The following is a 24,722-nucleotide window of genomic DNA, read 5'->3' as shown; positions in this document are numbered from 1 at the left end:
TGTTCAGAGTCGGTTGATCGGTGACATTTCTATGTCGGTTGATCGGTGACACTCTGTGTTGTGGTTTAGGCCGGTGCGCTGGTGCGCAGGGCCCGTTTGTTTCGTACCTCGCCGCGGCTGGTGCGCGCGGCGGTTTTGACCAGATCATCGCCGACCCAAAACCGCAGCAGGTCCCCATCGACGTGGACATCGCAGCGCGCGCCGGCATAGTGGCGCCCGATACAGACCTGCTGCCAGGACACGCACACGATGCCGTTGGAGCACACCCGTCGACTTACCCAATCATCGCCACTGCGGTCGACGTGTCGGGCACACGAGTTCGAGGGCGGTGATGCCGGCGCACCGGCGTGAAACCGTTGAGCCGGTGTGGTCATCTTCAGGGCTTGGTGCGGCCGGGTGGTGTTGTAGTCCTCGACCCACTCATCGAGCGCCTGCTGAGCGACCTTGAGGTTGGTGAAAGGCTCACGGCCGCTGAGGAACTCAGCACGCAGACTGCGGTGAAACCGCTCGATTTTGCCCGTCGTGGTCGGACTTCGCGGCTGGGTCAACACGTGCTCGATGCCGTGCTCGCGGCAGATCGCATCAAAGAGCACCTCGACCGGTGGATGAAAGAACCGCCCGGTGAACACCTTGCCGTTATCGGTCAAGATCTGCTCAGGCACGCCGTAAGCCGCCAGCGCCGCCCGTAATCCGTCGCAGACCGCACGGGTGCGCTCACGAGCCATCAACTTGGCGCACACACACATCCGGGAATGATCATCAATACCGGTCAAGGCTTTGGCGCTGGTGCCGTCAGCCAACGCGAACCCGCCGACGATGTCCATCTGCCACAGCTCCATCGGCGCCCCACGCTCCCAGCGCTTCCATTTGCGCGACCGTCGATCTCGCATCGCGGGGTCGATCAGACCGGCCCGCACCAGCGCTCGATACACCGCCGACTCCGACGGCACCGGATGGACACCTCGTTTGGCCAACTCGAACACCAACCGCCGCGGCCCCCAATACGGTCGCGAGCGGCGCAGCTCGAGCATCTCGGCCTCCACCTGCCCGGGCATCTGATGCGGACACGACACCGGCCGATGCGACCGATCCACCAGTCCTTCCAAGCCCGCGGCTTCATAACGGGCCAGCCATCGGTGCAGCGTCTGACGCGCCACCCCGGTCTTCTCTGCGGCCTGTGACACCGACAACCCGTCGCCGATCACCGCCATCACGGCCTGATACCGCTGCTCAGCCACACTTAACTCCCTCATCTAGGGAGTGTCACCGATCAACCGAAACAACTGTCACGCATCAGCCGAAACACTGACACGCATCAACCGAAGGCAAAATGTCACGCATCACCCGACGTCATACAAAAACTCTGGTGGGGCGGGCGGGGCTCGAACCCGCGACCAACGGATTATGAGTCCGCGGCTCTAACCAACTGAGCTACCGCCCCCGACGGGGTAGTTCCGTAGGAAACCGTAGCCGAAGACCGGAGTCAGTGTCCGTCGGGCGGCGGGCGCCCACATGGCAGGTCACATAGCGATGGGCACCGCGTCGCGGCGGCGCCCATCGACAAAACGCAATCAGGCGGGCGACGACGCCTGCGCCGCCTGTCCCTTGATCGCGGGGATCATTTCCGGCGCGTAGACGAAGATCGCGGACTCGACCTCCCACTCAGCCTGCTCGGGCTTCAGGGGCGTCGTGTTGGTCACCATGGTCACGAGCCGCTTCCCGGCGGCCAACGGATTGTCAGCGCTGCGGACCTGGTCGGCGAACCAGCGGCCCTCGGCGGTCATGTTGCAGTCGTTGAACTCGGCGGAGTGGATCATCTTGTTCTGCGCAAGCAGGTTGATGTACTGGTCGTCCTTCGGGGTCATGTTGCAGGCGGCCGCTGCCTGCGGCGCGGACAGCAGCGCTTCGCCCAGCATCGACGTCGCCACGACGGCGCCGGCCGCCCCCAACGCCAGCATCTGCCCGCGCGAGCGTGTACGTCTGATGGTCATCTTTCGAACTCCTTCGCGTAGAAATTTGCTGATCCACCTGTCGCACACCAATGGGTACACGGACAGAGAGCACGACAAACGGCGGGAATACAAACAATGGGTGAACAAGTACGATCGAAAATCGCAGCGCGAGAAGCTATTTGAGCGAATTACCCCGCTCAGGGATCGACGAGCTCCTCCACGGGCACGGCGGCATCCGGCATCGTCGTCAGCAGTTCAAGGCCCCGCTATTCAATTAGCTGAGAACATCAAATGCGGCGGATGAAATTCAAAGCCGTTGCGGCCGTTCGATATTCGTGGCACAGGGCACACGCGGGCCCGGGGTTTAAGACTCCGTCGGCCAGTTTTGCTTGGCGGCCTGGTCCTTGATCTTCGGGATCACCTCGGGCGCGTACACATAGATCGCCGACTCGACCTCCCACTCGGCCTTGTCGGCCTTGAGCGGCGTCGTGTTGGTCACCATGTTGACGAGTTCTTTGGCCCGGCCGAACGGATCGGACGAGCTCTTCACCTGGTTGGCGAACCACCGGCCCTCGGCGGCCTCATGACAATCGCTGTACTCGGCGGTGTGCACCATGTTGTTCTGCGCCAGCAGGTTGATGTATTGGTCATCCGCAGGGCTCAAGTCGCACGTTGCCGAAGCCACGGGCGCGGAAAGCACCGCTCCGCCGAACATCGAGGCCCCCAGCGCGACACCGGCAGCCCAGACCGACGACACCCGCATGCGCGAGCGGGTACGGGTGCTTGTCATGTTCGAACCTCCCTCTGCGCAGGAACTCGATTGGCTCCGACGCAAACCCAAGCTACGAATGCTGCAAACAACGAACCGGGAAATCCATCGGCATGACGGCTCATGACGTACGTCCCATGGCCACCCGGCTGGGGCCACGCTGCCATTTCGCTACCGTCACGTCTCAGTGGTCATTTCAGTGTCGGCGACGGGGCTTAAGTTATCCAACGACCCCCGCACACAGCGAAAACGCACGCTTGCGCGTCGATGTACGAATGGTTAACATTTCGTGCCCTCGCGCCCGGATGAGCTCCTGGCTCACCCGCCGGCCACGCGGCTGCGCAAACGTCGGCGACCCCTGCCGCCGGGCGTCGCGGTGCCCGCAGCTAAACGGCGGGCGGCAATCGACTGCCGGGTTAACACCGGCCGCCGTCAGCTAAATACCGTGTGCCCCTCGGCGTCGATCAGATACCGCTCGGTGCCGCTCTCGACGCGTGGGGCGTCGGCGCCCAATGACACGGCGACTTTGTTGCTGGCATTGCGCATGATGTCGAAGGTGAGCTCGACGGATTCCGCCTCGGAGAAGCGGGAGCGCACCTCGGCGGCATCGTCGGCGGCGAGGTGCGCAGGGGTCCAAATTAACCCATCCGCATAGCGCAACGCTGCTTTTGCGCGGTCGTCGAGCAAACCCGACGATTCGAACCGCTCGATCTCCTCGTACAGCGTTTCCGAACCGCCGGCGTCGAGCGCGCCGCCCTCGCGTAGCGAGTTGCACAGCCGGCAATTGTGTTGCGCCGCGCCCCGCAACCGCACCAGTTCGGAGGTGACCGGGTCCAGCGCACGCATTCGCGCCACGGCGATTAAAAAGTCGTTGAACACCAGATCCGACGGGTCGGTGGTGTGATCCCAATTGATCGGTCCGGCCGCCCAGCCCAGGTACTGCGCGCCGACCCCGAGCGCTTCCAGCCCGGCCCGCACCCGCGGGACGAAGTCGGCGATGTACATCTGCACGACGACCCCAAAGGTGCGGTCCCCGAGGTGTTTCGACAACCGGGACCGTTGCTCGGCGGTGATCGCCGCGACGTCGGCGCTGAATTGTTCGGCGAAGTCGACGACGGCCGCCTCGGCGTCGGATTCCGGCTCGCCCACCTCGACGGCCGAGGGCAGCGGCGGAAGCGACACCGTCTGCGCGCACGCCCGCCGGATCAACGCCGCGATGCGCGCCTCGGCGGGCGCCCCGGGAAACAGCGCCACCAGGCGCGTGAGCTGGTCTTCTCGAACCGAAACCGGGGCCGCCATTCGTCACACGCTAGAGCGCGTGTCGCCCGGCGGCAATCGAACTATTGGGCCTGGCTCACCGAGGACATGTGGAAGTCCGGGATCCGCAGCGACGGCATCGCGGCGCGGGTCGCCCAATCCCCCCATTCGCGCGGCAACGTCTTCTCGCTCGCGCCGGCCTCGGTGGCCCGTCGCAGCAGGTCCAGCGGGCTTTCGTTGAACCGGAAATTGTTGACGGCGGCGGTCACGCGTCCGTCTTCGATGAGGTAGACGCCGTCGCGGGTGAGTCCGGTGAACAACAGGGTGGTGGGGTCGACGACCCGGATGTACCACAGCGTGGTCAACAGCAGGCCTCGCTCGGTGGCCGCGATCATCTCGTCCTGGGTAGCCGTCCCCCCGGTCATCACCAGGTTGTCGGCGGCGACGGCGACCGGGGCGTCGTACTTCTCGGCGGTGGCCCGCGGGTAGGCCAGCGCGTTGATCACGCCGTCGCGGATCCAGTCCACCTGGGTGATCTCCATGCCGTTGTCGAACACCGACAGCGTCTCCGAGGAGCTGCTCGCCGCGACGAACGGCGTGCAGGCAAGGCCGGGCGCCATCGGATCGGAGAACAGGGTCAGCGGCAGATCGGTGAGCCGCTCCCCCACCCGGGTTCCACCGCCGGGCGCCGAGAACGCGGTCCGACCCTCCTGCGCGCCGCGGCCGGACATCGACCACGCCATGTAGATCATCATGTCGGCCACGGTCGACGGCGGCATGATCGTCTCGTAGCGCCCCGCCGGCAGCTCGACGCTGCGCTGCGCCCAGCCCAGCCTGGTCGACAGCTGCTCGAGCAGCGAATCGATTGGCACATCAACGAAGTCGGGTGTCCCGACGCCCGCCCACGCGCTGGCGTCGCCGCGTTTGGCATTGATCTCCACCGCCCCGGTGGGTTGGCTGAAACGCCGCCGCAACCCGGTTGACGATGCCAGGAACGTCGTCGAAACGCTATGGTGCGCAAAGCCGTAGAGCCGGTCCGCGCCCTTGAAGCCGCGGCTCAGGGAGTCGGCCGCGTCGGCGAAGACCAGCGGCCCGGTCCCCGGTACCGGCGCGTCCCAGTCGGCGGGCACCCCGCTATCGGCGAGCAGCGGCGCGGCATCGCCGGCTTCCGGCGCCGAGCCGGCGGCCTCCTGCGAGGCCGCCACCAATCCGGGGAGCACCCGCGGATCCGCCTCGGCGGACACGACCGTGCCGATGCGCGCGCTGCCGCCCCGGCGCACCACGGAGATCACCGATACGCTGCGGCTCACCGAAACCCCGTTGGTGGTCATCGAATTGCCCGCCCAGCGCAGGGTCGCCTCGACCTTGTCGGTGACCAGCACCATCGTCTCGTCGGCGCCGCCCAGCTTGGCCGCCTCGTCGAGCACGATGTTGACGACGTGCTGCGGGCGGATCATCGCCCGCCCTCCGTGCGGGTGTTCAGCACGTTGACGCCGCGGAACAGCGCCGAGGGACAGCCGTGGCTCACCGCCGCGATCTGCCCGGGCTGGGCCTTGCCGCAGTTGAAGGCCCCACCCAGGCGCCAGGTGGACCGGCCCCCCACGGCCTCCATCGAATTCCAGAAGTCGGTCGTGGTGGCCTGATAGGCGACGTCGCGCAATTGCCCGTCGAGGCGGCCGTCGCGAATGCGGAAGAACCGTTGGCCGGTGAACTGGAAGTTGTAGCGCTGCATGTCGATTGACCAGGATTTGTCGCCGACGATGTAGATGCCGTCCTCGACCCGGCCGATCAGCTCGTCGGTGCTGATGTCCTCGGGGGCCGGCTGTAGCGACACGTTGGCCATGCGCTGGATCGGCACGTGGTGCGGCGAGTCGGCGTACGAGCAGCCGTTGGAGCGCTCATGCCCCAGACGCCGGGCGAACACCCGGTCGAGCTGATAGCCGGTGAAGATCCCGTCGCGCACCAGATCCCAACTCTGCGCGGCAACTCCTTCGTCGTCGTAACCGATGGTGGCCAAACCGAATTCGTCCGTCCGGTCCGCGGTCACGTTCATCACCGGCGACCCGTACCGCATGGTGCCCAGTTTGTCCGGTGTGGCGAACGACGTTCCGGCATAGGCGGCCTCGTAGCCGATCGCGCGGTCGTATTCGGTTGCGTGACCGATGGATTCGTGAATCGTCAGCCACAGGTTGGTCGGGTCGATCACCAAGTCTGTGGGACCCGGGACAACGGTGGGCGCCTTGACCTTCTCGGCCAGCAGCGCCGGCAGCTGCGCCAGCTCGTCGGTCCAGTTCCAGACCTCGTCGCCGGTCAGGACCTCCCAACCCCGGCCCATCGGCGGGATCAGCGTGCGCATCGAATCGAAGCTGCCCGCCGCGGGGTCGACGGTGACCGCCTCCAGGGTGGGCTGGATGCGGACGCGCTGCTGGGTGATCGAGGATCCGAACGTGTCGGCGTAGAACGTCTGCTCCTTGACCGCGGTCAGCACCGCAGAGACGTGATCGATGCCGTCGGCACTGAGCAGCCGCCCCGAGTACTCCTCGAGCACGGCGATCTTGTCGGTGGTAGAGACGTCGAACGGGTCGATGCGGTAGTTCGACACCCAGGTGGCGTCGGTGTAGACGGGTTCGGGCGCCAGCTCGACGCGCTCGGTGCTCAGCATCGCCAGCGTGGTGGCGACCTGCACCGCGTGCCGCGCGGTCTCGGCGGCGACCGACGGCACCAGCTCGGCGTGCGAGGCGAATCCCCAGGTGCCGTCGACGATCACCCGCACCGCCAGGCCGACCTCGCGGTTGATCACCGACGTCTCGAGCGCGCCGTCACGCAGCTGGATGATCTCGGTGGTGATGCGATGAACGCGCAGGTCGGCGTGCGTGGCCCCGGCAGCGGTGGCCGCTGCAAGCGCGGCGTCGGCCAGTTCGTGGCGCGGCAGGCCGAGGAAGTCGGCATCGATCCCCCGGTTCGGTGTCACGGGTCCACCGTAACGGCCGCTCACCCCAAACCGCGGCAGCGCCCGCTTTAATTACCCCATGGCCGGCGCCGCACGCAGGATTCGTCCTCGATCGACTGCGCTGGGCTATGCGCTGCTGGCGCCGAGCCTGTTCGGTGTCCTCGCCTTTCTGCTGTTGCCCATCCTGGTCGTGATCTGGCTGAGCCTGTGCCGGTGGGATCTGCTGGGACCGCTGCGCTTTGTGGGCCTGTCCAATTGGCGGTCGGTGCTGACCGACGGCACATTCGGCAATTCGCTGATCGTCACGGCGATCTTCGTGGCGATCGTGGTGCCGGCGCAGACGGGGTTGGGATTGCTGGCCGCGTCGATGCTGGCCCGCCAGCTTCGTGGCACCGGCCTGTTTCGCACCGTGTTTGTGCTGCCGTGGATCTGCGCCCCGCTGGCGATTGCGGTGTTGTGGCGGTGGATCCTGGCTCCCACCGACGGCGCCGTGAGCACCGTGTTGGGACACAGCATCGAATGGCTTTCCGATCCCAGCTTCGCGCTGCCGCTCGTGTCGGCCGTCGTGGTGTGGACCAACGTCGGATACGTCTCGCTGTCGTTCCTGGCGGGCCTACTGGCCATCCCCGACGAGGTCCACGCCGCCGCACGCACCGACGGCGCCACCGCGTGGCAGCGGTTCTGGCGCATCACGATACCCATGTTGCGGCCGACGACCTTCTTTGTGCTGGTGACCGGGATTGTCAGCACCGCACAGGTTTTCGACACGGTGTACGCCCTGACCGGCGGCGGGCCGGCGGGCAGCACCGACCTGGTGGCCCACCGCATCTACGCCGAGGCGTTCGGTTCGGCGGCGATCGGCCGGGCGTCGGTCATGGCGGTGGTGCTGTTCGTGATCCTGATCGGCGTCACGTTGCTTCAGCATCTGTATTTTCGGCGACGGATCAGCTATGACCTCACCTAGCCGCGCCAGCAACGGGCTGATCTATTCCGGGCTGACCGTGGGCGCGTTGATCACGTTGGCGCCGTTCACCCTTGGCTTGATGACCGCGTTCACCTCGGCGCACCAATTCGTCACGGGTACGCCGCTGCAACTGCCGCGGCCACCGACGCTCGCCAACTTCACCGACCTGGCCGGCGCCGGGTTCGGCCGCGCGGCGGCGGTCACCACGTTGATGACGGCGGTGATTCTGGTGGGCCAGTTGACCTTTTCCGTGCTGGCCGCGTACGCCTTCGCGCGCTTGCAGTTTCCCGGGCGCGACGCGCTGTTCTGGGTGTACATCGCGACGCTGATGGTGCCGGCGACGGTCACGATCGTGCCGATGTATCTCATGATGGCCCAGCTCGGCCTGCGCAACACGTTCTGGGCGCTGGTGCTGCCGTTCATGTTCGGCTCGCCCTACGCGATCTTCTTGCTGCGCGAGCACTTTCGCATGATTCCGAACGACTTGGTCAATGCCGCCCGCCTGGACGGCGCCAACACGCTGGACGAGATTGTGCACGTGGTGATCCCGTCGAGCCGGCCTGTCCTGGCCGCGCTGGCGCTGATCACCGTGGTCTCCCAGTGGAACAATTTCATGTGGCCGTTGGTGATCACCAGCGGCCACAAGTGGCGGGTGCTCACCGTGGCGACCGCCGACCTGCAGTCGCGGTTCAACTCCCAATGGACGTTGGTGATGGCGGCCACCACGATTGCCATCGCCCCGCTCATCGTGCTGTTCGTGGCCTTCCAGCGCCACATCGTCGCCTCGATCGTCGTCTCGGGGCTGAAATGACCCGGCCCCGGTTTTCCACGCTGGTCGCCGGAGCGCTCGGGGCGGTTGCGGTGTTGCTGGCGGCGACGGCGGTGCTGCTGGATTACTCGGCCCAGCCCCATGGCGGCAAGACCATTGTGACGGTGCGCATCTGGGGCGATCAGATCGCCGCGGCCTATCGGCAATCGTTCCAGGAGTTCAGCCGCACCCATCCCGACATCGACGTGCACGTCAACCTGGTGGCGTATTCGACCTACTTCAACACCCTGCGCACCGACGTGGCGGGCGGCAGCGCCGACGACATCTTCTGGCTGTCCAACGCCTACCTCGCGGCTTATGCCGACAGCGGCCGGCTGCTGGATATCGGTGCGGCGCTGGGCCCCATCGCCGCGTCGGACTGGGAGCGACCAGTCGTCGAGCAGTTCACCCGCAACGGCACGCTTTGGGGGGTGCCGCAGCTGACCGACGCCGGGATCGCGTTGTACTACAACGCCGATCTGCTGGGCGCGGCCGGCGTCGACCCCGCCCAGCTGAGCACGTTGCGGTGGGGTCCCGACGAGCGGGACACGCTGCGGCCCGTCCTCGCCCGGCTCACCGTCGATGCCGACGGAAACCGCGGCGATAGCAAGGGATTCGACGCCGGGCGGGTGCGGCAGTGGGGATACAACGCGGCCAATGACCCCCAGGGGATCTACCTGAACTACATCGGGTCGGCCGGCGGTGTGTTTCAGCGCGGCGACGAGTTCGCGTTCGACAATCCCGGGGCCGTGACCGCGTTTCAATATCTGGTCGACCTGATCAACCGCGACCACGTCGCGCCTCCCGCCGCCGACACGAACGACAACGGCGACTTTTCCCGCAACCAGTTCCTGGCCGGCCGGATGGCGCTGTTCCAGTCCGGTACCTACAACTTGGCCCCGGTGGCCCGCGACGCCCGCTTCCGTTGGGGTGTGGCGCTAATGCCGTCGGGCCCGGCGGGCCGGGTCAGCGTCACCAACGGCATTGCCGCGGCGGGCAATGCGGCATCACGGCATCCCGACGCGGTGCGCCGGGTGCTGGCCTGGATGGGCAGCAGGCAGGGCAACGAATACCTGGGCCGCTACGGTGCGGCGATCCCCGCGGTGTCGTCGGCCCAGCCGGTCTACTTTCACTACTGGGCCACCCGGGGCGTCGATGTCACGCCCTTCTTCACCGTGCTGAACGGCCCGCGCATCGCGGCGCCCGGCGGCGCGGGGTTTGCCGCGGGCAATGACGCCCTGCAGCCGTATTTCGATGAAATGTTCCTGGGCCGCGGCGATGTCGCGTCGACGTTACGGCGCGCTCAGGCGGCGGCCAACGCCGCCGCGGCGCGCCAGTGAGGGCCTGATCACGGCGCGCCGCGCGAAACCTCGCCGACCGTCTCGTCGTTGAGCGCGCTGTGGTGGCGGCCCCAGACGAAATAGAAAAGCAACGCCAGCACGACCCAGCCGCCGAACGCGACCCAGGTGTACCAGTGCAGGCTGGCGAGGATGTACCCGCAGGCCGCCACCGAAAGGACCGGCGTGACAGGGTAACCCGGGACCTTGAAACCGCGCGGCAAGTCGGGCTCGCGCACCCGTAAGACGATCACTCCGACAGAAACCACCACGAACGCGGTCAGCGTGCCGATCGACACCATGTCCGCGAGCTTTTGCAGCGGGACGAAGGCGGCCAACGTCGAGGCCGCGAGCGCGACGATCACCGTGTTGTTCACTGGGGTCATGGTGCGCGGGTTCACCTTTGCGAACCTGGCGGGCAGCAGGCCGTCCCGCCCCATGGCGAACAGGATGCGCGTCAGGCCGTACATGGTGACCAGCGTGACGCTGAAGATCGAAATGACCGCGCCCGCAGCAAGGATCGAGCTGGCCCAGCTGCCGTGGGTGACGTTCTCGAGAATCGTTGCCAGCCCGGCCTCCTGCTGTCCGGCGAAAGCGTGCCAGGGCTGCGCGCCCAGCGCGGCCACCGCAACCAATACGTAGACGCCGGTGACGGTCAGCAGCGCGGCGATCAGCGCGCGCGGCATGGTCTTCTGCGGGTTGTTCACCTCGTCACCCGCGGTGGACACGGCGTCGAGGCCGATGTAGGAGAAGAAGATGGTGCCCGCGGCCGACCCGATGCCCGCGACGCCGAACGGCGCGAAGTCCCGCAGGTGGTGCGCGTCGAAGGCGGTGAAGGCGACGATCGCGAACATGACGAGCACGCCGAGCTTGATCATCACCATGATGGCGTTGACCTTCGCCGATTCGCTGGCGCCGCGGACGAGCAACAGCGCGCACATCCCGATCAGCGCGATCGCCGGTACGTTCACATAGCCGGGTTGGGCGTCCCACGGCGCGGCCGACAAGGCATGTGGCAGTTGAAATCCCACCACATTGCTCAGCAGCCTGCTGAGATAGCCGCTCCAGTTGACCGCGACGGCGGCGGTGGCCACCCCGTATTCCAGCAGCAGGCAGGCCGCCACGCCCATCGCCACCACCTCCCCGAGCGTGGTGTACGCGTACGAATACGACGAACCCGAAACCGGCACCGCCGAGGCCAATTCGGCGTAGCACACGGCCGCGAGGCCGGCGGCGAGGCCCGCCAGCAGGAAGGAGACGATGACTCCCGGCCCGGCTTCGGGCACGGCCACGGACATCACGAAGAAGATGCCGGTGCCGATCGTCGAGCCGACCCCGAACATGGTCAGCTGAAAGGTGCCGATGCCGCGCTTGAGGCCCTCCGCGGCGCCCGGCGCGACGTGCGCGCCCACCACCGGGCGGCGCCGCAGCAGCTGCTCCTTCAGGCCGACCGACGTGGCTGCCAATTGCGCCTCCTGTTTCCGGTTCGGCGTCAGCGCCGGCGAAGTCCTCGCGGCACGTCGGCCGTCAGGTGGCGTACCCCGGGCTCGGTCCAGGTGCCCGGATCGTCGAAGGCGCGCAACGGCTTCCCGCCTAGTGAAGCTGGAGGATCGAGTCGACGACCACGCCGGTGGCCCCGGCCGCGGCGGTGATCGCCAGTGTCACCCAGTCCGCGAGCTTCGGGCGTCCGGGAGCGGCCGAGAGCTGACCGATTCCGCCTCGGGCGGTGATCGCATCGCCCATTTCGTCGGCGCGCCGCAACGTCACAACGATTGCCGCGGTGAGCAAGTCGATCATGTCCCGCGCCTGCTGGCGCCGGCGGGCCCGGCGGCTGCGCGGAATCTCGTTGGGACGCAGGCGCCGGGCGGCGTAGAGCACCTGGAACTCTTCGATCAACATCGGGAAGGCGCGCAGCGCGAGCGCCAGAGCAACCGCCCATTCGTCGCTCGGGATCCGCAACCACCGCAAGGGCCGGCCCAAAGCGGCTAGCGCCGGCCCCATTTCGGCGACGTTGGTGGTCCAGGACAGCATCGCCCCCAACCCGATCAACACGATCGACAGCGCGGTGACCCGCACGAAGTGCAACGTGCCGCCCAGCCCGATATGCACGCCGGCAATCGAGACCACGGGGCTTCCGGCGCCGAGCGCGGCGGTGATGCCGCCCACCGCGAGGACGATCCATATCCAGCGCCGCGGCGAGGGCAGCGCGCCGCGGGGAATGTGCGCGAGCCGGGCCGCCGTGATCAGCAACACCAACATCAGTCCGACGCTCGCCCAACCCGGGTAGAAGGTTAGCAGGATCGAAACGCCCAGCACCACCAGCAGTTTGGTGCCGGCCCACAGTTCGTGAATTTTCGACGTTCCGGGCACCGGCACCAGCAGGACGACCGGCCGGGGAGTGCGCCGTGTTTTTCCCTTCGCCGACTTGGCGTCCGCGGGCGCGGTCATGGCATGCCCCCCGCCGCCGTCGACGCCGTCTCCAGCGCTCCGTTGCGCAGATACAGGGATCGCGGGCAGAGTTCCTCCAGCCCGACGATATCGTGGGAGATGACCACCAGCGTCAAACCTCGTTCCCTGCGCAGGTTTTCCAGCAGCCGCAGCAGGCCCCGCTGACTGCCGACGTCCAATCCCGCCAGTGGTTCGTCGAGGACGAGCGCCCGCGGGGAGCGGGCCAGCAGCCCGGCCAGTACGACACGGCGCATCTGGCCGCCACTGAGTTGATCGATGCGTCGCGTGCCCATCGCCGGGTCCAGACCGACCGATATCAGCGCCTCGGCCACCCGATCTTTGTCATGATGCGAAAAGCCCGCCGCGGAAGCGACTTCGGCGTCGACGTGGTCGCGCATCAGCTGCAACCGGGCCGACTGGAACGAGAGCGCGACCTCCCCGACGTGCTCGTGGGTGGGCTCGCCGTCGATCAGGCAGGTACCGCTGGTCGGAGTCGTCAACCCCGCCATGATCCACGCCAAGGTCGATTTGCCCGACCCGTTGCCGCCGTGGATCAACACCCCGTCGCCCTGCTCGACCACGAAGCTGACATCGCGCAGGGCGACCTTGGCCCACGGTGTGCCGCTGGCGTATTCGTGGCTGACGTCGACGAGCTCGAGCACCGGCGTGCGCGACGGGGCTGTGACGTGAGGCGTCTGGGCGTGGGTGGTCGGGGTCTCGGCCTTGGCGGTGTTATCCGGTGAATCGCTGAGCCTGATGATGCGGTCGGCGGAGGCGGCCTCGTTGTCGTAGTGGGTGATGTGCACCAAGGCGCTCTGGTGGCGTTTCGCGAGACCGGAGAGGATGCCCAGCAACGCATCTCGTCCTTGCTGGTCGACCATCGTGGTGACCTCGTCGGCGATGAGCAACGCCGGATCGCGCGCCAGCGCCGCCGCGAGCGCAAGGCGCTGCAGCTCTCCGCCGGACAGGCTGCCGGTGTCGCGCTCGGCAAGTCCCTCGAGCCCGACCTCGCGGAGCAATCCGCCCACATCGATCTCCGCCCCCGGCGGCAAACCCCACACCACGTCGTCGGCGACGCGCGTGCCCAGAACTTGACTTTTGGGGTGCTGCAAGACAATTGCGGTGCCGCCCATTTCGCCCAGCCCCACCGCGCCGGGGCGGTCGATGGTTCCCGACGTCGGCTCCCGGCCGGCCAGCATCAACATCAACGTGGTCTTGCCCGAACCGTTGGCCCCGGTCACGGCGATGTGTTCGCCGGCCTGGACGGCGAGGCTGATCTCGCGCAGCGCGTCCCGGTCGGCGCCGGGATACCGGAACGACACCTTGTCGAGTCGCACGGGGACCGGCCCGACCGGAGCACTGCCAGCGCCCTCGGAAACGTCCAACTTGTGCACGTCGGGAATCTTGCGCATTCGCTCCAGGAGGCGAGACAGCGCCGACCAGCTGATGAACGAAACGATGACGACCAACAAGACCATGTATGGGAAAATCAGTAGCTGCCAGTGGTGTATCCCGTTGGCGACGTATCGCTTCAGGGCGTCACCCACGCCCGGCAGGTGTACCCAATTCAGGAATGCCGCGACCCCGTTGGCATTGGCGGTGATGACGTCGAAGAACAGCTGCCGCAGCCGCGTCAGCACCGCCAGGACCGCGACCCACCCGGCGCCCCACAGGACTCCGGCGATCAACGACAAGAAGGCGACCGTCGGCGTGCCCCGGCCCTTGCGCTTGACGATTCCGCACAGTCCGCCGACCCAGGCGCAGTCGACGAGCATGAACAGGCTGCCCAGTCCGGCGATCAAAAAGGCGATCACCCCGCCGGCGACGGTCGCGGCCATCAGGGCGCGGGGGCGGTAGCGGTAGGCCAGCAATCCCATGGGCACGGTGCCCAGCACGCCCAACCCCTGAGCGAATGGGATTACCGCGGCGAGGATCTCGATCGCCGCGCAGAGGGCCCCCATGACCGCGGCCTGTGCCAACTCATTCGGACGCAGGGCCCCTTCCCCGGGTTGCCGAATACGCAGCAAGGTCACTTGGGCGATTCTGCCAGTCCCGCGAGGGGGTGTCCGCTGAAGAAGGGTTTTGGCGCGGCACGCCTGGTCGCTTAGGCCTCGCTTAGCAAAGCTATGCAACCATGGATACATGGACAATGTCGTCGACACCGCAAAGCTCGAGGGAGCGCAGGGGCTGGGGGCCGATCTGCTCGCCGTGGTCGCGCGGCTCAACCGCCTCGCCACCCAGCGCATCCAGATGCCGCTGCCGGCCGCGCAGGCAAGGCTGCTGGCCACCATCGAAGTTCACGGCGAAGCCCGAATCGGTGACCTCGCCGCCGTCGATCACTGTTCGCAACCGACGATGACCACGCAGGTGCGTCGCCTCGAGGAAGCGGGTCTGGTGACCCGCACGGTCGACCCGGGAGACGCGCGCGCCGTCCGCATCCGCATCACCGCCGAGGGCAGGCGCACCCTCAACGCGGTCCGGGCCGACCGTGCCGCCGCGATCGAACCTCAATTGGCGCTGCTCGACGCCGGTGACCGCCAGGTGCTGATGCAAGCGGTCGACGTGTTGCGCCGCCTGCTCGACGATGCCTCCCTGGCCACCTCGCTCGCGGGCCGCCGTACCCCGCTGTGAACGTCACAATGCTGGAGAGTGGACCGCGAGCGCGGGTAGACACGTAACCGAACGGGCGACCGGCGCCTGACGGCGAGACCCAATCGAGCTGACCGGTGACGAAAGGTGGCGGCCATGCCGACCGAGGCTTCGGCCGTTCCGGCCTCCCCGCTGACCGTGTGGGCCGGACCGAGCAGGTATGTCTTTTCGCCGGGACGCGACGTGCTCGTGGGCTATGGCCCGGGCTGCGACATCCCGCTGGAGCGCCTAGGAAGTCCCGCGCCGCCACCCGCGCCCCATCCGGATGTGGTGCTCCGGTTCACCGGGGCCCAGTGGGTGGCCATCGATCTGAGCCACCGCGGCATCTTCCTCGACGGATTTCGCGTGCCGACGGTCGAGATCCGCGACGGCCTGGGCATCACCATCGGCGATCCCCAGCACGGCCCGCGCCTGATTTTCCAGCTCGCGCCCACCCCCGCCGCACCGGGACACCCGCCGCACGGCGGGCCCGATCCGCGGGTCCCCACCCAAAGCGCCACCCAGCGCATGCCCGTGGTGGCGCCCCCACCGACCCCACCGACCCCGCCGCCACCCCCGCCGGCACCGCCGCATCCCGCGGCGCCCCCTCCCGTTCAGCCGCCGATCGCACCGACGCACCCGCCCGTCGCACCGCCCGAACAATCAAAAGGCCCGGGCCTGATCGAGCGGGTGATCACCTCGAAGCTGCGCGCCCAGCGCCCCTCCATTCGCAGCGACGAGGCCAACTCCACCTTCCGTCTGCCGCTGCGAACCGCGGCGCGCACCACCGGGGTGACGGCGTACCAGCTGGGCCTTGCCGTCGACGGGCGGCAGATTTTGTCGGACATCTCGTTCGCGGCGCGTCCCGGCACCATGACCGCCGTCATCGGGCCCTCCGCCGCGCGCAATTCCGCGCTGCTGGCCGTGCTGGCCGGCACCAGGGCACCCAGCTCCGGGCGCGCCATCGTCGATGGCCACGACGTGCACGCCGAACTGCAAGCCATGCGCAGCCGCATCGGGATCGTCGCGCGTGACGACCAGCTGCACCGCCAGCTCACGGTCGAACAGGCCGTGCAGTACGCCGCCGAACTGCGGCTGCCACCGGAGGCCTCGACCGAGCAGCGCGAGCGGGTGGTCGGCCAGGTGCTCGACGAGCTCGACCTGACGCCGCACCGCACCACCCGGATCCGCAAGCTCGCCCCCGAGGTGCGCCGGTGCGCCGCCCTGGCGATCGAGCTGATCACGCGGCCGAGCCTGCTCGTGGTCGACGAACCCACCGCCGGGCTGGACCCGTCGCAACAGCGCCACGTCATGGCGGTGCTCCGGCGCCAGGCCAATATCGGCTGTGTCGTTGTCGTCGCGATCTCGGCGCGCGCCTCGCTCGCCGACGTCGACACGTGCGATCAGGTGCTGGTACTCACCGGGGCGGGCAAGGTCGCGTACCTGGGCACACCGCTCGAGGCCGGATCCGCCATGGGCACTACCGACTGGTCGCAGGTCCTTGCCCGGGTGGGCGCCGATCCCGACGGAACGCACGCCGCGTTCCGCGCGCGGCCGCAGCCGTTGACCGCCCCGCCCGAGGTCGCCGCGCCGTGGACGCCGCCGGCCGGGCTGCCTCGGCACCGCCAGATCCGGTTGCTGGCCCGACGGGAGGTCCGCCTGCTCCTGGCCCATCGCAGCTACTTCGCGTTCCTGGCGATCCTGCCGTTCGCGCTGGCGGGGCTGACGCTGCTGATCCCGGGCGACGCAGGCCTGACGCGGCCCGGGCCGAGCGGCGCCAACGGGCACGAAGCCATCGAAATCCTCGCCGCCCTCAACGTCGGCGCGGTGATCCTGGGGACGGCCCTGACCATCCGCGCCCTGGTCCTCGAGCACCGCGTCTTCCGCCGGGAACAACAGGTAGGACTGTCCGCGCCGGCCTACCTGACCGCCAAGCTCACGGTGTACGCGCTGGCCGCCGCCCTGTGGACCGCCGTCATGTTCGCGATCGTCGTCGCCGTGCGGGGCGGACCGGCGGGCGACGCCGCGTTGCTGCACAACGCCACGGTCGAGCTCTACGTCACCGCGGCGGCCACCGCGATCGTGTCCGCGGTGATCGGCCTCACCCTCTCGGCGCTGGGCACCGCGCTCCGGCAAGTCCTACCGCTGGTGGTCCCGGTGATCCTGGCGTCCGCGCTCTTCAACGGGAGCCTGGTGCAGCTGGTGAGCCTGTGGGGGTTGCAGCAGATCAGCTGGTTCGTCCCGGCCCAGTGGGGCTTCGCGGCCTCGGCGTCCACGGTGAATCTGCGCAGGGCCGACGCGCTGGCCGCCAACGTCTTGACGTGGACCCACTACAGCGGCTGGTGGGTCTTCGACATGGTGATGCTCGGCCTGTTCGGTGCCGTCGCGGCCGGGTTCACGCTCTACCGGCTGCGCTCGCCGCTGCCCGGCGAGCACCGCCCACCGGTCCGCGGCACCTGAACCGTCGTTCTTGTTCCCCGCGGCGCGAGCCGCGCATTACTGTCGGCTTATGGCGCCACAAAAGACAAGCACCGCAGAACATCTCCGCAACGCGCTGGACGGCCGGTGGAGTGACGTCAGAAACCGGATGCGGACGACGCTGACCGAGGACCTGTTCCGCCCGCACTACACCCCCAACACGGTGATCGCCCGCACCAAGGTGGCGGAGCAGATGAGGATCATGGCGGCGTTCGGCGCGGCCGCCGACAGCTTCCGCAAAGAACACGGCGGCACCGGCGACGTCGGCGCGGCGATCACGATGATCGAGATGCTGGCGATGTCGGACCTCTCGCTGATGGTGAAGGCCGGGGTGCAGTGGGGGCTGTTCGGCGGTGCCGTGGAGAACCTGGGCACCGAGCGCCACCACGAGACCTACGTGCCCAAGATCATCAGCCTGGAGTTGCGCGGCTGTTTCGCGATGACCGAGACCGGGCACGGCAGCGACGTGCAGTCGCTGGAGACCACCGCGACCTACGACGCCGAGACGCAGGAGTTCGTCATCGACTCCCCCACCCCGTCGGCACGCAAGGACTACATCGGGGGCGCGGCCGAAACGGCAACCATGGCGGCGGTTTTCGCGCAACTGATCACCACCGAGGACGGCAAGCCGGTCAATCACGGCGTGCACTGCGTGCTGGTCCCGATCCGCGACGAGGACGGCAACGACCTGCCCGGGATCACGACGTCGGACTGCGAATACAAGGGCGGGCTGCCCGGGGTGGACAACGGCCGCATCGTGTTCGACCACGTTCGCGTCCCGCGGGTGAACCTGTTGAACAAGTACGGCGATGTCGCGCCCGACGGCACCTACAGCTCGCCGATCGAGAACCCCAATCGCCGGTTCTTCACCATGCTGGGCACTTTGGTGCGCGGCCGGATCACCGTGGGCGGCAGCGCCGGTGCCGCCGGCCGGGTGGCGCTGGACATCGCGACCCGGTATGCGTTGCAGCGCAGGCAGTTCAGCGCCCCCGACGACGGTTCCGAGGTGCTGATCATGGACTACCTGGTGCACCAGCGGCGGCTGTTCCCGCTGATCGCGAAGTCCTACGCCCTGCAGTTCGCGCAGAACGAACTGGTCAGCAAATGCCATGACATTCAGACTTCGGACGAACCCGACGCCGACGAGCAACGCGAGCTCGAAGCCCGCGCGGCCGGGCTGAAGGCCGCCAACACCTGGCATGCCAGCCGCGCGATCCAGGAATCCCGCGAAGCGTGCGGCGGCGCGGGCTACATGGCCGAGAACAGGTTGATCGGGCTGCGCGGTGACACCGACGTCTTCACCACGTTCGAGGGCGACAATCACGTGCTGACCCAGCTGGTGGCCAAGGAGCTGCTGACCGCGTACGCCGACGACATCAAGAGCATGAGCCCGGTCGAATGGGTGCGCTTTGCCGCCAACACCGTCGGTGAACGCGTCATCAAACGCACTGCGGCGGAAGCGATTATCCAAACGATCGTGGACTCCCGCCAGGACAGCGAGGAAGAGGGCAGCCTGTTCAATCGCGGCACGCAGATCAAGATGTTCGAAGACCGCGAGGAATACCTGCTGGCGTCGGTAGCGCGCCGGCTGCAGGCGAAATCCAAAGAGATGTCCGAATTCGACGCGTTCAACTCGGTGCAGGACCACGTGCTGCACGCGGCGAGCGCGCACATCGACCGCGTGGTGCTCGAAGCGTTCGTCGCCGGGATCGACGGCTGCGCGAACGAGGAGGCCCGCGAACTGTTGGGGATCCTGTGCGACCTGTACGCGTTGTCGGTGATCGAGGACGACAAGGCGTGGTACATCGAGCACCGGTACCTGTCCACCGAGCGCGCCAAGGCCGTCACGCGGGGAATCAACGACCGCTGCCGGGCGCTGCGCCCGCACGCCGCGACATTGGTCGACGGCTTCGGGGTTCCCGAGCAACTGCGTTATGCCGAGATGCTGCACCCGGAGAACTTGGCGGACGCCGTCACAAGCTGACGGGCGAAGCCGATCGGCGTCGTCGAAGTCGTTGGCCCGACGGGTTATTGGTTGGGAACCTTGCCGACGGTTTGCAGCTTGCCGTCCGGGCCGATCCGGAACTTCACCGTCCCGATCCCGCTGGGACAGCACAGCTGATCATTTCCCTTCTGCCACTGGTACTGAACGGTCACGGTGTCATCCGAGGGCGCCAGCACGGTGATGTACGGCTTTGGGTTCGGAGTGGCGGTCCCGAGCGGCCTGTTGTGGTCGAAGAAGAGCAGCTGCTGGGGAGTCGACTCATTCGCGATCGTGGGGATGATCTGCACCCACGACAACCGGCAGTTGCGGGTATGGCCGCGCCCGATTTCAACCCAGATGGTGCCGGGGATCGCGATGGGGACCGCGGTGATCGCCTGGCGCACGGTGTCGGCGGTCGGCCCGTCGGAGGCCTTGCAGGTGTCGGGCTTGGCCTGCGGTGGCGCGGGCGCTTTGCCGCCGCAACCACAGGCCAGCAAAACCAGCACGATCACAGTGAACCGACGCACGCGGTGAGCTTAGCGAAGACTGTGAATGTTCCGTCGGTTTGGTCGGAAAGCCCGTTCTGAGAAGCGTCGCGCGGGGCGCGCGACGTAACCTCGTGCGGGGCGGGTGGTCAATGGTGACCTGCGGTAACGCAATCCCCCGCCGCGAATTCCCCCGACGATTTCACAGCGGCGTGTCGGCCGGTGAGAGAAGAAAGTAAACGGGGGGAAATTTCGGGGAGCGGCGGCGAAACATGCCTGCTCCACAATGAACTCACTCGATACGGAGCTAACCCGTACGCACTCGACGGAGGGACGTGAGCGTGGCCACGGAGTCCATGGCGGAGGAGAACGCCGTGAACACCATGTGCGCGTATTGCGGCGTCGGTTGCGGCATGGTGTTGCAGATCACAAGGGACCCGGAAACGGGTCGCGGTCACGTCACCAAGTCGGTTGGCAACAAAGAACATCCGGCCAACTTCGGCCGGCTGTGCACCAAGGGCGCCACCACCGCGGACATGCTGGGCGCCCCCGGCCGCATGGACTCGGCGTACGTGCGCACCGATCGCGGCGAACCGCTGCAGGCCATCGACACGGATCAGGCGATCACCCAGTGCGCGAGACGGTTACGGGCGATCATCGACGAACACGGCGCGGACGCGTTCGCGATGTACGTGTCCGGCCAGATGTCCATCGAGGCGCAGTACCTGGCGAACAAGCTGACCAAGGGCTTCATCGGCACCAACCAGATCGAGTCGAACTCGCGACTGTGCATGGCCAGTGCGGGTTCTGGCTACAAGCTTTCGCTGGGCGCCGACGGCCCCCCAGGTTCGTATCAGGACTTCGAACGCGCCGACGTCTTCTTCGTCATCGGCGCCAACATGGCGGACTGCCACCCGATCCTTTTCCTGCGCATGATGGACCGCGTCAAGGCCGGCGCACAGCTGATCGTCGTCGACCCGCGCCGCACGGCGACCGCCGACAAGGCGGACCTCTTCCTGCAGATCGCCCCGGGGTCGGATCTGGCGCTGCTCAACGGCCTGCTGCACCTGATCGTCGAGAACGGCCACACCGACCCCGAATTCATCGCCGAGTTCACCGAGGGCTGGGAGGTGATGCCCAGCTTCCTGGCGCAGTACACCCCCGACAAGGTCAGCGAAATGACCGGCATCGCCGAAGACGACATCCGCGCGGCGGCCCAGATGATCGGCGAGGCCGACAATTTCGTGAGCTGCTGGACGATGGGCCTCAACCAGAGCACCCACGGCACCTGGAACACCAACGCGATCTGCAACCTGCATCTGGCCACTGGGGCCATCTGCAAGCCCGGCAGCGGTCCCTTCTCCCTCACGGGGCAGCCGAACGCGATGGGTGGCCGCGAGATGGGTTACATGGGACCGGGTCTGCCGGGGCAGCGGTCGGTCGCCTCGGCCGAGGACCGCGAGTTCGTCGAAGACCTGTGGGGCGTCCCCCGCGGAACGCTGCGCACCGAGGTCGGCACCGGCACCATCGACATGTTCTCCCGAATGGCCGCCGGACAGATCAAGGCGTGCTGGATCGTCTGCACCAATCCCGTTGCCTCCGTTGCCAACCGCAAGACGGTGCTGGCCGGACTGGAGCGCGCCGAATTGGTGATGGTCCAGGATGCGTTCCTCGAGACGGAGACCACCGAATACGCCGACGTGTTATTGCCGGCGGCCCTGTGGGCGGAGTCCGAGGGGGTGATGGTCAATTCCGAGCGCAACATGACGCTGTTCCAGCCGGCGGTCCCCGCACCGAGTCACGCGATGCCGGACTGGCGGATCATCGCCCGGATCGCCTGCGAGATGGGCTTTTCGGAGGCGTTCAGTTACGACTCCGCCGAGGAGGTCTTCGAGGAAATCAAGCGGTTCTCGAACCCGAAGACCGGTTATGACCTGCGCGGAATCAGCTACGAGCGGTTGCGCCGGAGTCCGGTGCAGTGGCCGTGCGCGCCGGACAGCGAGGCCGACCGCAACCCGATCCGCTATCTGAACGACGGTGTCAGCCAATCACAGTTGGTCCGCGACGACGGCACGGTGCCGCGGCTGGCCTTTCCGACGCCGAGCGGCCGTGCGGCGTTCTTCGCCCGCCCGCACCTGCTGCCCGAGGAGATGCCGGACGACGACTACCCGTTCCTGCTGAACACCGGCCGGCTGCCGCACCAATGGCACACCATGACCAAGACCGGCAAGGTCGCCAAGCTCAACAAGCTCAACCCCGGACCGTTCGTCGAGATCCACCCCGACGACGCCGCGCGGCTTGATATTGCCGACGACGATCCGATCGAAATCGCTTCACGCCGCGGCCGCGCGGTGCTGCCCGCGGTCGTCAGCGATCGGGTGCGACCGGGCAACTGCTTCGCGCCGTTCCACTGGAACGATGCCTTCGGCGAGTACCTGTCGATCAACGCCGTCACCAACGACACCGTCGACCCGATCTCGAACCAGCCCGAATTCAAGGCGTGCGCCGTCACCTTGACGAAAGTAGCCGTCTCCCGACCCGATCCGTATGCCACGACGACGGCGAACACCGACGCACCGGAAGCCGCGGCCACGGAGGTACGAGAAATCAGCGTGTCCCAACTCGACACCCTCGGCGAATTGCTCGGCGTGACATCACTGCCCAAGCCGGAATTCAACGAGCTCGGCCGCGCCTACCTCGCCGGGATGCTGACCGGGCTCCGCTCGGACGCCGGCCGCCGCACCGCCGGGGTGCCGACCTTGCCGCCGAGCGCGCCGTTCGATTCCGGCACCCGGTTGTGGGTGGACGGCCTACTGGCGGGATTGTTCTCGCGCGTCGACGGACCCGAGCCGGTGGCGCTGCCGGTGGCGCACCCATCGGCTCCGGCGCCGGCCGTTGGGCAGCCGCCCGTCGCGCCGGCCGGCCCCCCACCCGCGCCCGAGCGCGCGCCCGTCGTGGTGCTGTGGGCGTCGCAGACGGGGACCGCGGAGGAGCTCGCCGCCGACATCGCCGCACAACTGGCCGACGCCAAGCTGCCGGTCTCATTGCACGGCATGGACGACTTCCCGGTGGCCGAGCTGACCAAGACGCGGGAGCTGTTGCTCATCACCAGCACCACCGGTGACGGCGACGCACCCGACAACGGTGCCGGCCTGTGGCGGGCGCTGACATCTGAATCCGCGCCGCGATTCACCGATACCCGCTACGCCGTGCTCGCGCTGGGCGATTCCAATTACGACGACTTCTGCGGCCACGGACGCAATCTCGACGCGCGGCTCGCCGAGCTGGGCGCGACCCGCCTCGCCGGCCGCGTCGACTGCGAACCCGACTACGACGACTCCGCGGCGAAGTGGCTGGGCGACATCATCGACGCCCTGACCCGGACCCCCACCTCCGTCGGCGGCGACGGCAGGGCGGCGGCGCCGGCCCGCGCCTCCGCGGTGGTGGCGCCGTCGCGCCCGGGTCCGCCCGCGCCGAGCACGTACAGCAAGAAGCATCCGCTGATCACCGGCATGGTCCGCAATACCGTGCTGAGTCGGCCGAAATCGGCAAAAGACGTGCGGCACTTGGTTTTCGACCTGCCAGAAGCCGTGACCTACGAGGCCGGTGACGCGCTCGGGGTGTGGCCGCGCAACAGCGATCAGCTGGTCGACGAATGGCTGTCCGTCACCGGGCTGGACGCGCAGACCCCCGTCGAGGTCGGCGAGCACGGGCTGATGTCGTTGCGCTCGGCGCTCACCGAGCGCATCGAGATCGCCCACATCAGCCGGGACCTGGTGCGGTTCGTGCAGGAGCGCACGGGTGATGCGAAACTCGCGGAGCTGCTGAAGCCGGAAAACAAGCGCGCCCTGGCAGATTGGTCGTGGGGCCGGCAATCCATCGACCTGCTGGCGCAGCTGCCGGTCATCGCGTCGGCCCACGAGTGGCTGCGAGTGCTCAAACGCCTTCAGCCGCGGCTGTACTCGATCTCGTCGAGCCCGAAGGAGTGCCCGGGCGAGGTGCATCTGACGGTCTCACCGGTGCGCTACAACTTCCAGGGCGTCCCGCGCCGCGGGGTGTGTTCGACCTACCTCGCCGACCGCTCGCCCGGCGATCGAGTCGCCGTGTACCTGCAGGCGTCGAGCAATTTCCGCCCGCCGAGCGACCCGAACACGCCGATGATTATGATCGGTCCGGGCACCGGCATCGCGCCCTTCCGCGGCTTTTTGCAGGAGCGGCGCGCGCTCGGCCACACCGGACCCAACTGGTTGTTCTTCGGCGAGCAACATGCCGCCACCGACTACTACTACCGCGACGAACTCGAACAGATGCGTGACGACGGCTTCCTCACCGAATTGGACCTCGCGTTCTCCCGGGACCAGCAGCAAAAGGTCTACGTGCAGCACCTGATGCGCAACCGCGGCGCGCAGCTGTGGAGCTGGTTGCAGGACGGCGCCCAGCTCTACGTCTGCGGCACCGCCGACCCGATGGCCAAAGACGTCGACCGCGCGCTGTGCGACATCGCGGCCGAATTCGGCAACCTCGACCCGGACGCGGCGCAGGCGTACGTGCAAGGGCTCAGCGCCGACAAGCGCTACCACCGCGACGTCTACTAGCGCCGATCCGCCGCTGACATCGAACTTGTAATACAGCGGAAACATCGCGCATCCGCCGATGAAACAT

The 24,722-nt window shown here is 67.6% G+C and carries 17 protein-coding genes and 1 tRNA gene; 7 read left to right on the top strand and 11 right to left on the bottom strand.

Going from position 1 to position 24,722, the window contains the following annotated elements; all coding sequences use genetic code 11:
- Positions 1 to 65 precede the first annotated feature (65 nt).
- The 7 genes from W7S_RS09655 to W7S_RS09625 form a co-directional block, all read right to left on the bottom strand.
- Positions 66 to 1,253 carry an IS481 family transposase gene (locus tag W7S_RS09655; protein ID WP_036429757.1) on the bottom strand — a complete coding sequence of 396 codons (1,188 nt, stop codon included), beginning with the start codon at positions 1,251 to 1,253 and terminating at the stop codon, positions 66 to 68.
- A gap of 111 nt (positions 1,254 to 1,364) precedes the next feature.
- Positions 1,365 to 1,441, bottom strand: a tRNA-Ile gene (locus W7S_RS09650).
- Positions 1,442 to 1,571: 130 nt separating this feature from the next.
- Complete coding sequence (locus W7S_RS09645) at positions 1,572 to 1,991, bottom strand: hypothetical protein (RefSeq protein ID WP_008255672.1); 420 nt, start codon at positions 1,989 to 1,991, stop codon at positions 1,572 to 1,574.
- Positions 1,992 to 2,316: 325 nt separating this feature from the next.
- Positions 2,317 to 2,715: a hypothetical protein gene (locus tag W7S_RS09640; RefSeq protein ID WP_009953104.1), complete on the bottom strand. Its 399-nt coding sequence runs from the start codon at positions 2,713 to 2,715 to the stop codon at positions 2,317 to 2,319.
- Positions 2,716 to 3,153: 438 nt separating this feature from the next.
- A complete protein-coding gene (locus W7S_RS09635) occupies positions 3,154 to 4,020 on the bottom strand; it encodes a carboxymuconolactone decarboxylase family protein (RefSeq protein ID WP_014711391.1) in 867 nt (288 codons plus the stop codon).
- 41 nt (positions 4,021 to 4,061) lie between these two features.
- Positions 4,062 to 5,435, bottom strand: a complete 1,374-nt coding sequence (locus tag W7S_RS09630) for a TldD/PmbA family protein (protein WP_014711390.1) — start codon at positions 5,433 to 5,435, stop codon at positions 4,062 to 4,064.
- A complete protein-coding gene (locus W7S_RS09625) occupies positions 5,432 to 6,949 on the bottom strand; it encodes a TldD/PmbA family protein (protein WP_014711389.1) in 1,518 nt (505 codons plus the stop codon). The genes W7S_RS09630 and W7S_RS09625 overlap by 4 nt, the downstream gene beginning before the upstream one ends.
- A gap of 58 nt (positions 6,950 to 7,007) precedes the next feature.
- On the opposite strand from W7S_RS09625, the gene W7S_RS09620 reads away from it, so the two are divergent.
- From W7S_RS09620 to W7S_RS09610, 3 genes are read left to right on the top strand one after another with little or no spacing between them, the layout of a single operon-like run.
- On the top strand, positions 7,008 to 7,892 hold the full coding sequence (locus tag W7S_RS09620) for a carbohydrate ABC transporter permease (RefSeq protein ID WP_014711388.1): 885 nt from the start codon (positions 7,008 to 7,010) through the stop codon (positions 7,890 to 7,892).
- Positions 7,879 to 8,703 carry a carbohydrate ABC transporter permease gene (locus tag W7S_RS09615; RefSeq protein ID WP_014711387.1) on the top strand — a complete coding sequence of 275 codons (825 nt, stop codon included), beginning with the start codon at positions 7,879 to 7,881 and terminating at the stop codon, positions 8,701 to 8,703. The genes W7S_RS09620 and W7S_RS09615 overlap by 14 nt, the downstream gene beginning before the upstream one ends.
- Complete coding sequence (locus W7S_RS09610; RefSeq protein WP_014711386.1) at positions 8,700 to 10,040, top strand: extracellular solute-binding protein; 1,341 nt, start codon at positions 8,700 to 8,702, stop codon at positions 10,038 to 10,040. The genes W7S_RS09615 and W7S_RS09610 overlap by 4 nt, the downstream gene beginning before the upstream one ends.
- A gap of 8 nt (positions 10,041 to 10,048) precedes the next feature.
- Here the strand turns inward: W7S_RS09610 and W7S_RS09605 are convergent, their stop codons facing one another.
- The 3 genes from W7S_RS09605 to W7S_RS09595 all read right to left on the bottom strand — a co-directional run bounded on the left by W7S_RS09605 (position 10,049) and on the right by W7S_RS09595 (position 14,518).
- Positions 10,049 to 11,503 (bottom strand): amino acid permease, encoded by a 1,455-nt coding sequence (locus W7S_RS09605; protein ID WP_014711385.1) that lies wholly within the window; start codon positions 11,501 to 11,503, stop codon positions 10,049 to 10,051.
- 127 nt (positions 11,504 to 11,630) lie between these two features.
- The gene (locus tag W7S_RS09600; protein ID WP_014711384.1) at positions 11,631 to 12,485 is read right to left on the bottom strand and encodes an energy-coupling factor transporter transmembrane protein EcfT; all 855 of its coding nucleotides are present in this window, start codon (positions 12,483 to 12,485) and stop codon (positions 11,631 to 11,633) included.
- A complete protein-coding gene (locus tag W7S_RS09595; protein WP_232518758.1) occupies positions 12,482 to 14,518 on the bottom strand; it encodes an ABC transporter ATP-binding protein in 2,037 nt (678 codons plus the stop codon). Before W7S_RS09595 ends, W7S_RS09600 begins: the two co-directional genes overlap by 4 nt.
- Before the next feature lie 109 nt (positions 14,519 to 14,627).
- Here W7S_RS09595 and W7S_RS09590 point away from each other — a divergent pair, with 109 nt between their 5' ends.
- From W7S_RS09590 to W7S_RS09580, 3 genes are all read left to right on the top strand, one after another.
- A complete protein-coding gene (locus W7S_RS09590; protein ID WP_014711382.1) occupies positions 14,628 to 15,116 on the top strand; it encodes a MarR family winged helix-turn-helix transcriptional regulator in 489 nt (162 codons plus the stop codon).
- Positions 15,117 to 15,230: 114 nt separating this feature from the next.
- On the top strand, positions 15,231 to 17,573 hold the full coding sequence (locus W7S_RS09585; RefSeq protein ID WP_014711381.1) for an ATP-binding cassette domain-containing protein: 2,343 nt from the start codon (positions 15,231 to 15,233) through the stop codon (positions 17,571 to 17,573).
- A 49-nt stretch (positions 17,574 to 17,622) separates the two neighbouring features.
- Positions 17,623 to 19,575, top strand: a complete 1,953-nt coding sequence (locus W7S_RS09580; protein WP_041297823.1) for an acyl-CoA dehydrogenase — start codon at positions 17,623 to 17,625, stop codon at positions 19,573 to 19,575.
- A 44-nt stretch (positions 19,576 to 19,619) separates the two neighbouring features.
- Here the strand turns inward: W7S_RS09580 and W7S_RS09575 are convergent, their stop codons facing one another.
- Positions 19,620 to 20,087, bottom strand: a complete 468-nt coding sequence (locus W7S_RS09575; RefSeq protein ID WP_041298210.1) for an LppP/LprE family lipoprotein — start codon at positions 20,085 to 20,087, stop codon at positions 19,620 to 19,622.
- 329 nt (positions 20,088 to 20,416) lie between these two features.
- Here W7S_RS09575 and W7S_RS09570 point away from each other — a divergent pair, with 329 nt between their 5' ends.
- Positions 20,417 to 24,655: a bifunctional nitrate reductase/sulfite reductase flavoprotein subunit alpha gene (locus tag W7S_RS09570; RefSeq protein WP_041298208.1), complete on the top strand. Its 4,239-nt coding sequence runs from the start codon at positions 20,417 to 20,419 to the stop codon at positions 24,653 to 24,655.
- Positions 24,656 to 24,722: the final 67 nt, after the last annotated feature.

It is taken from the genome of Mycobacterium sp. MOTT36Y (assembly GCF_000262165.1).
Classification (GTDB): Bacteria; Actinomycetota; Actinomycetes; order Mycobacteriales; family Mycobacteriaceae; genus Mycobacterium; species Mycobacterium intracellulare.
Note: the sequence above shows the minus strand (reverse complement) of the source record. Positions and strands in the feature narration are given on the sequence as shown.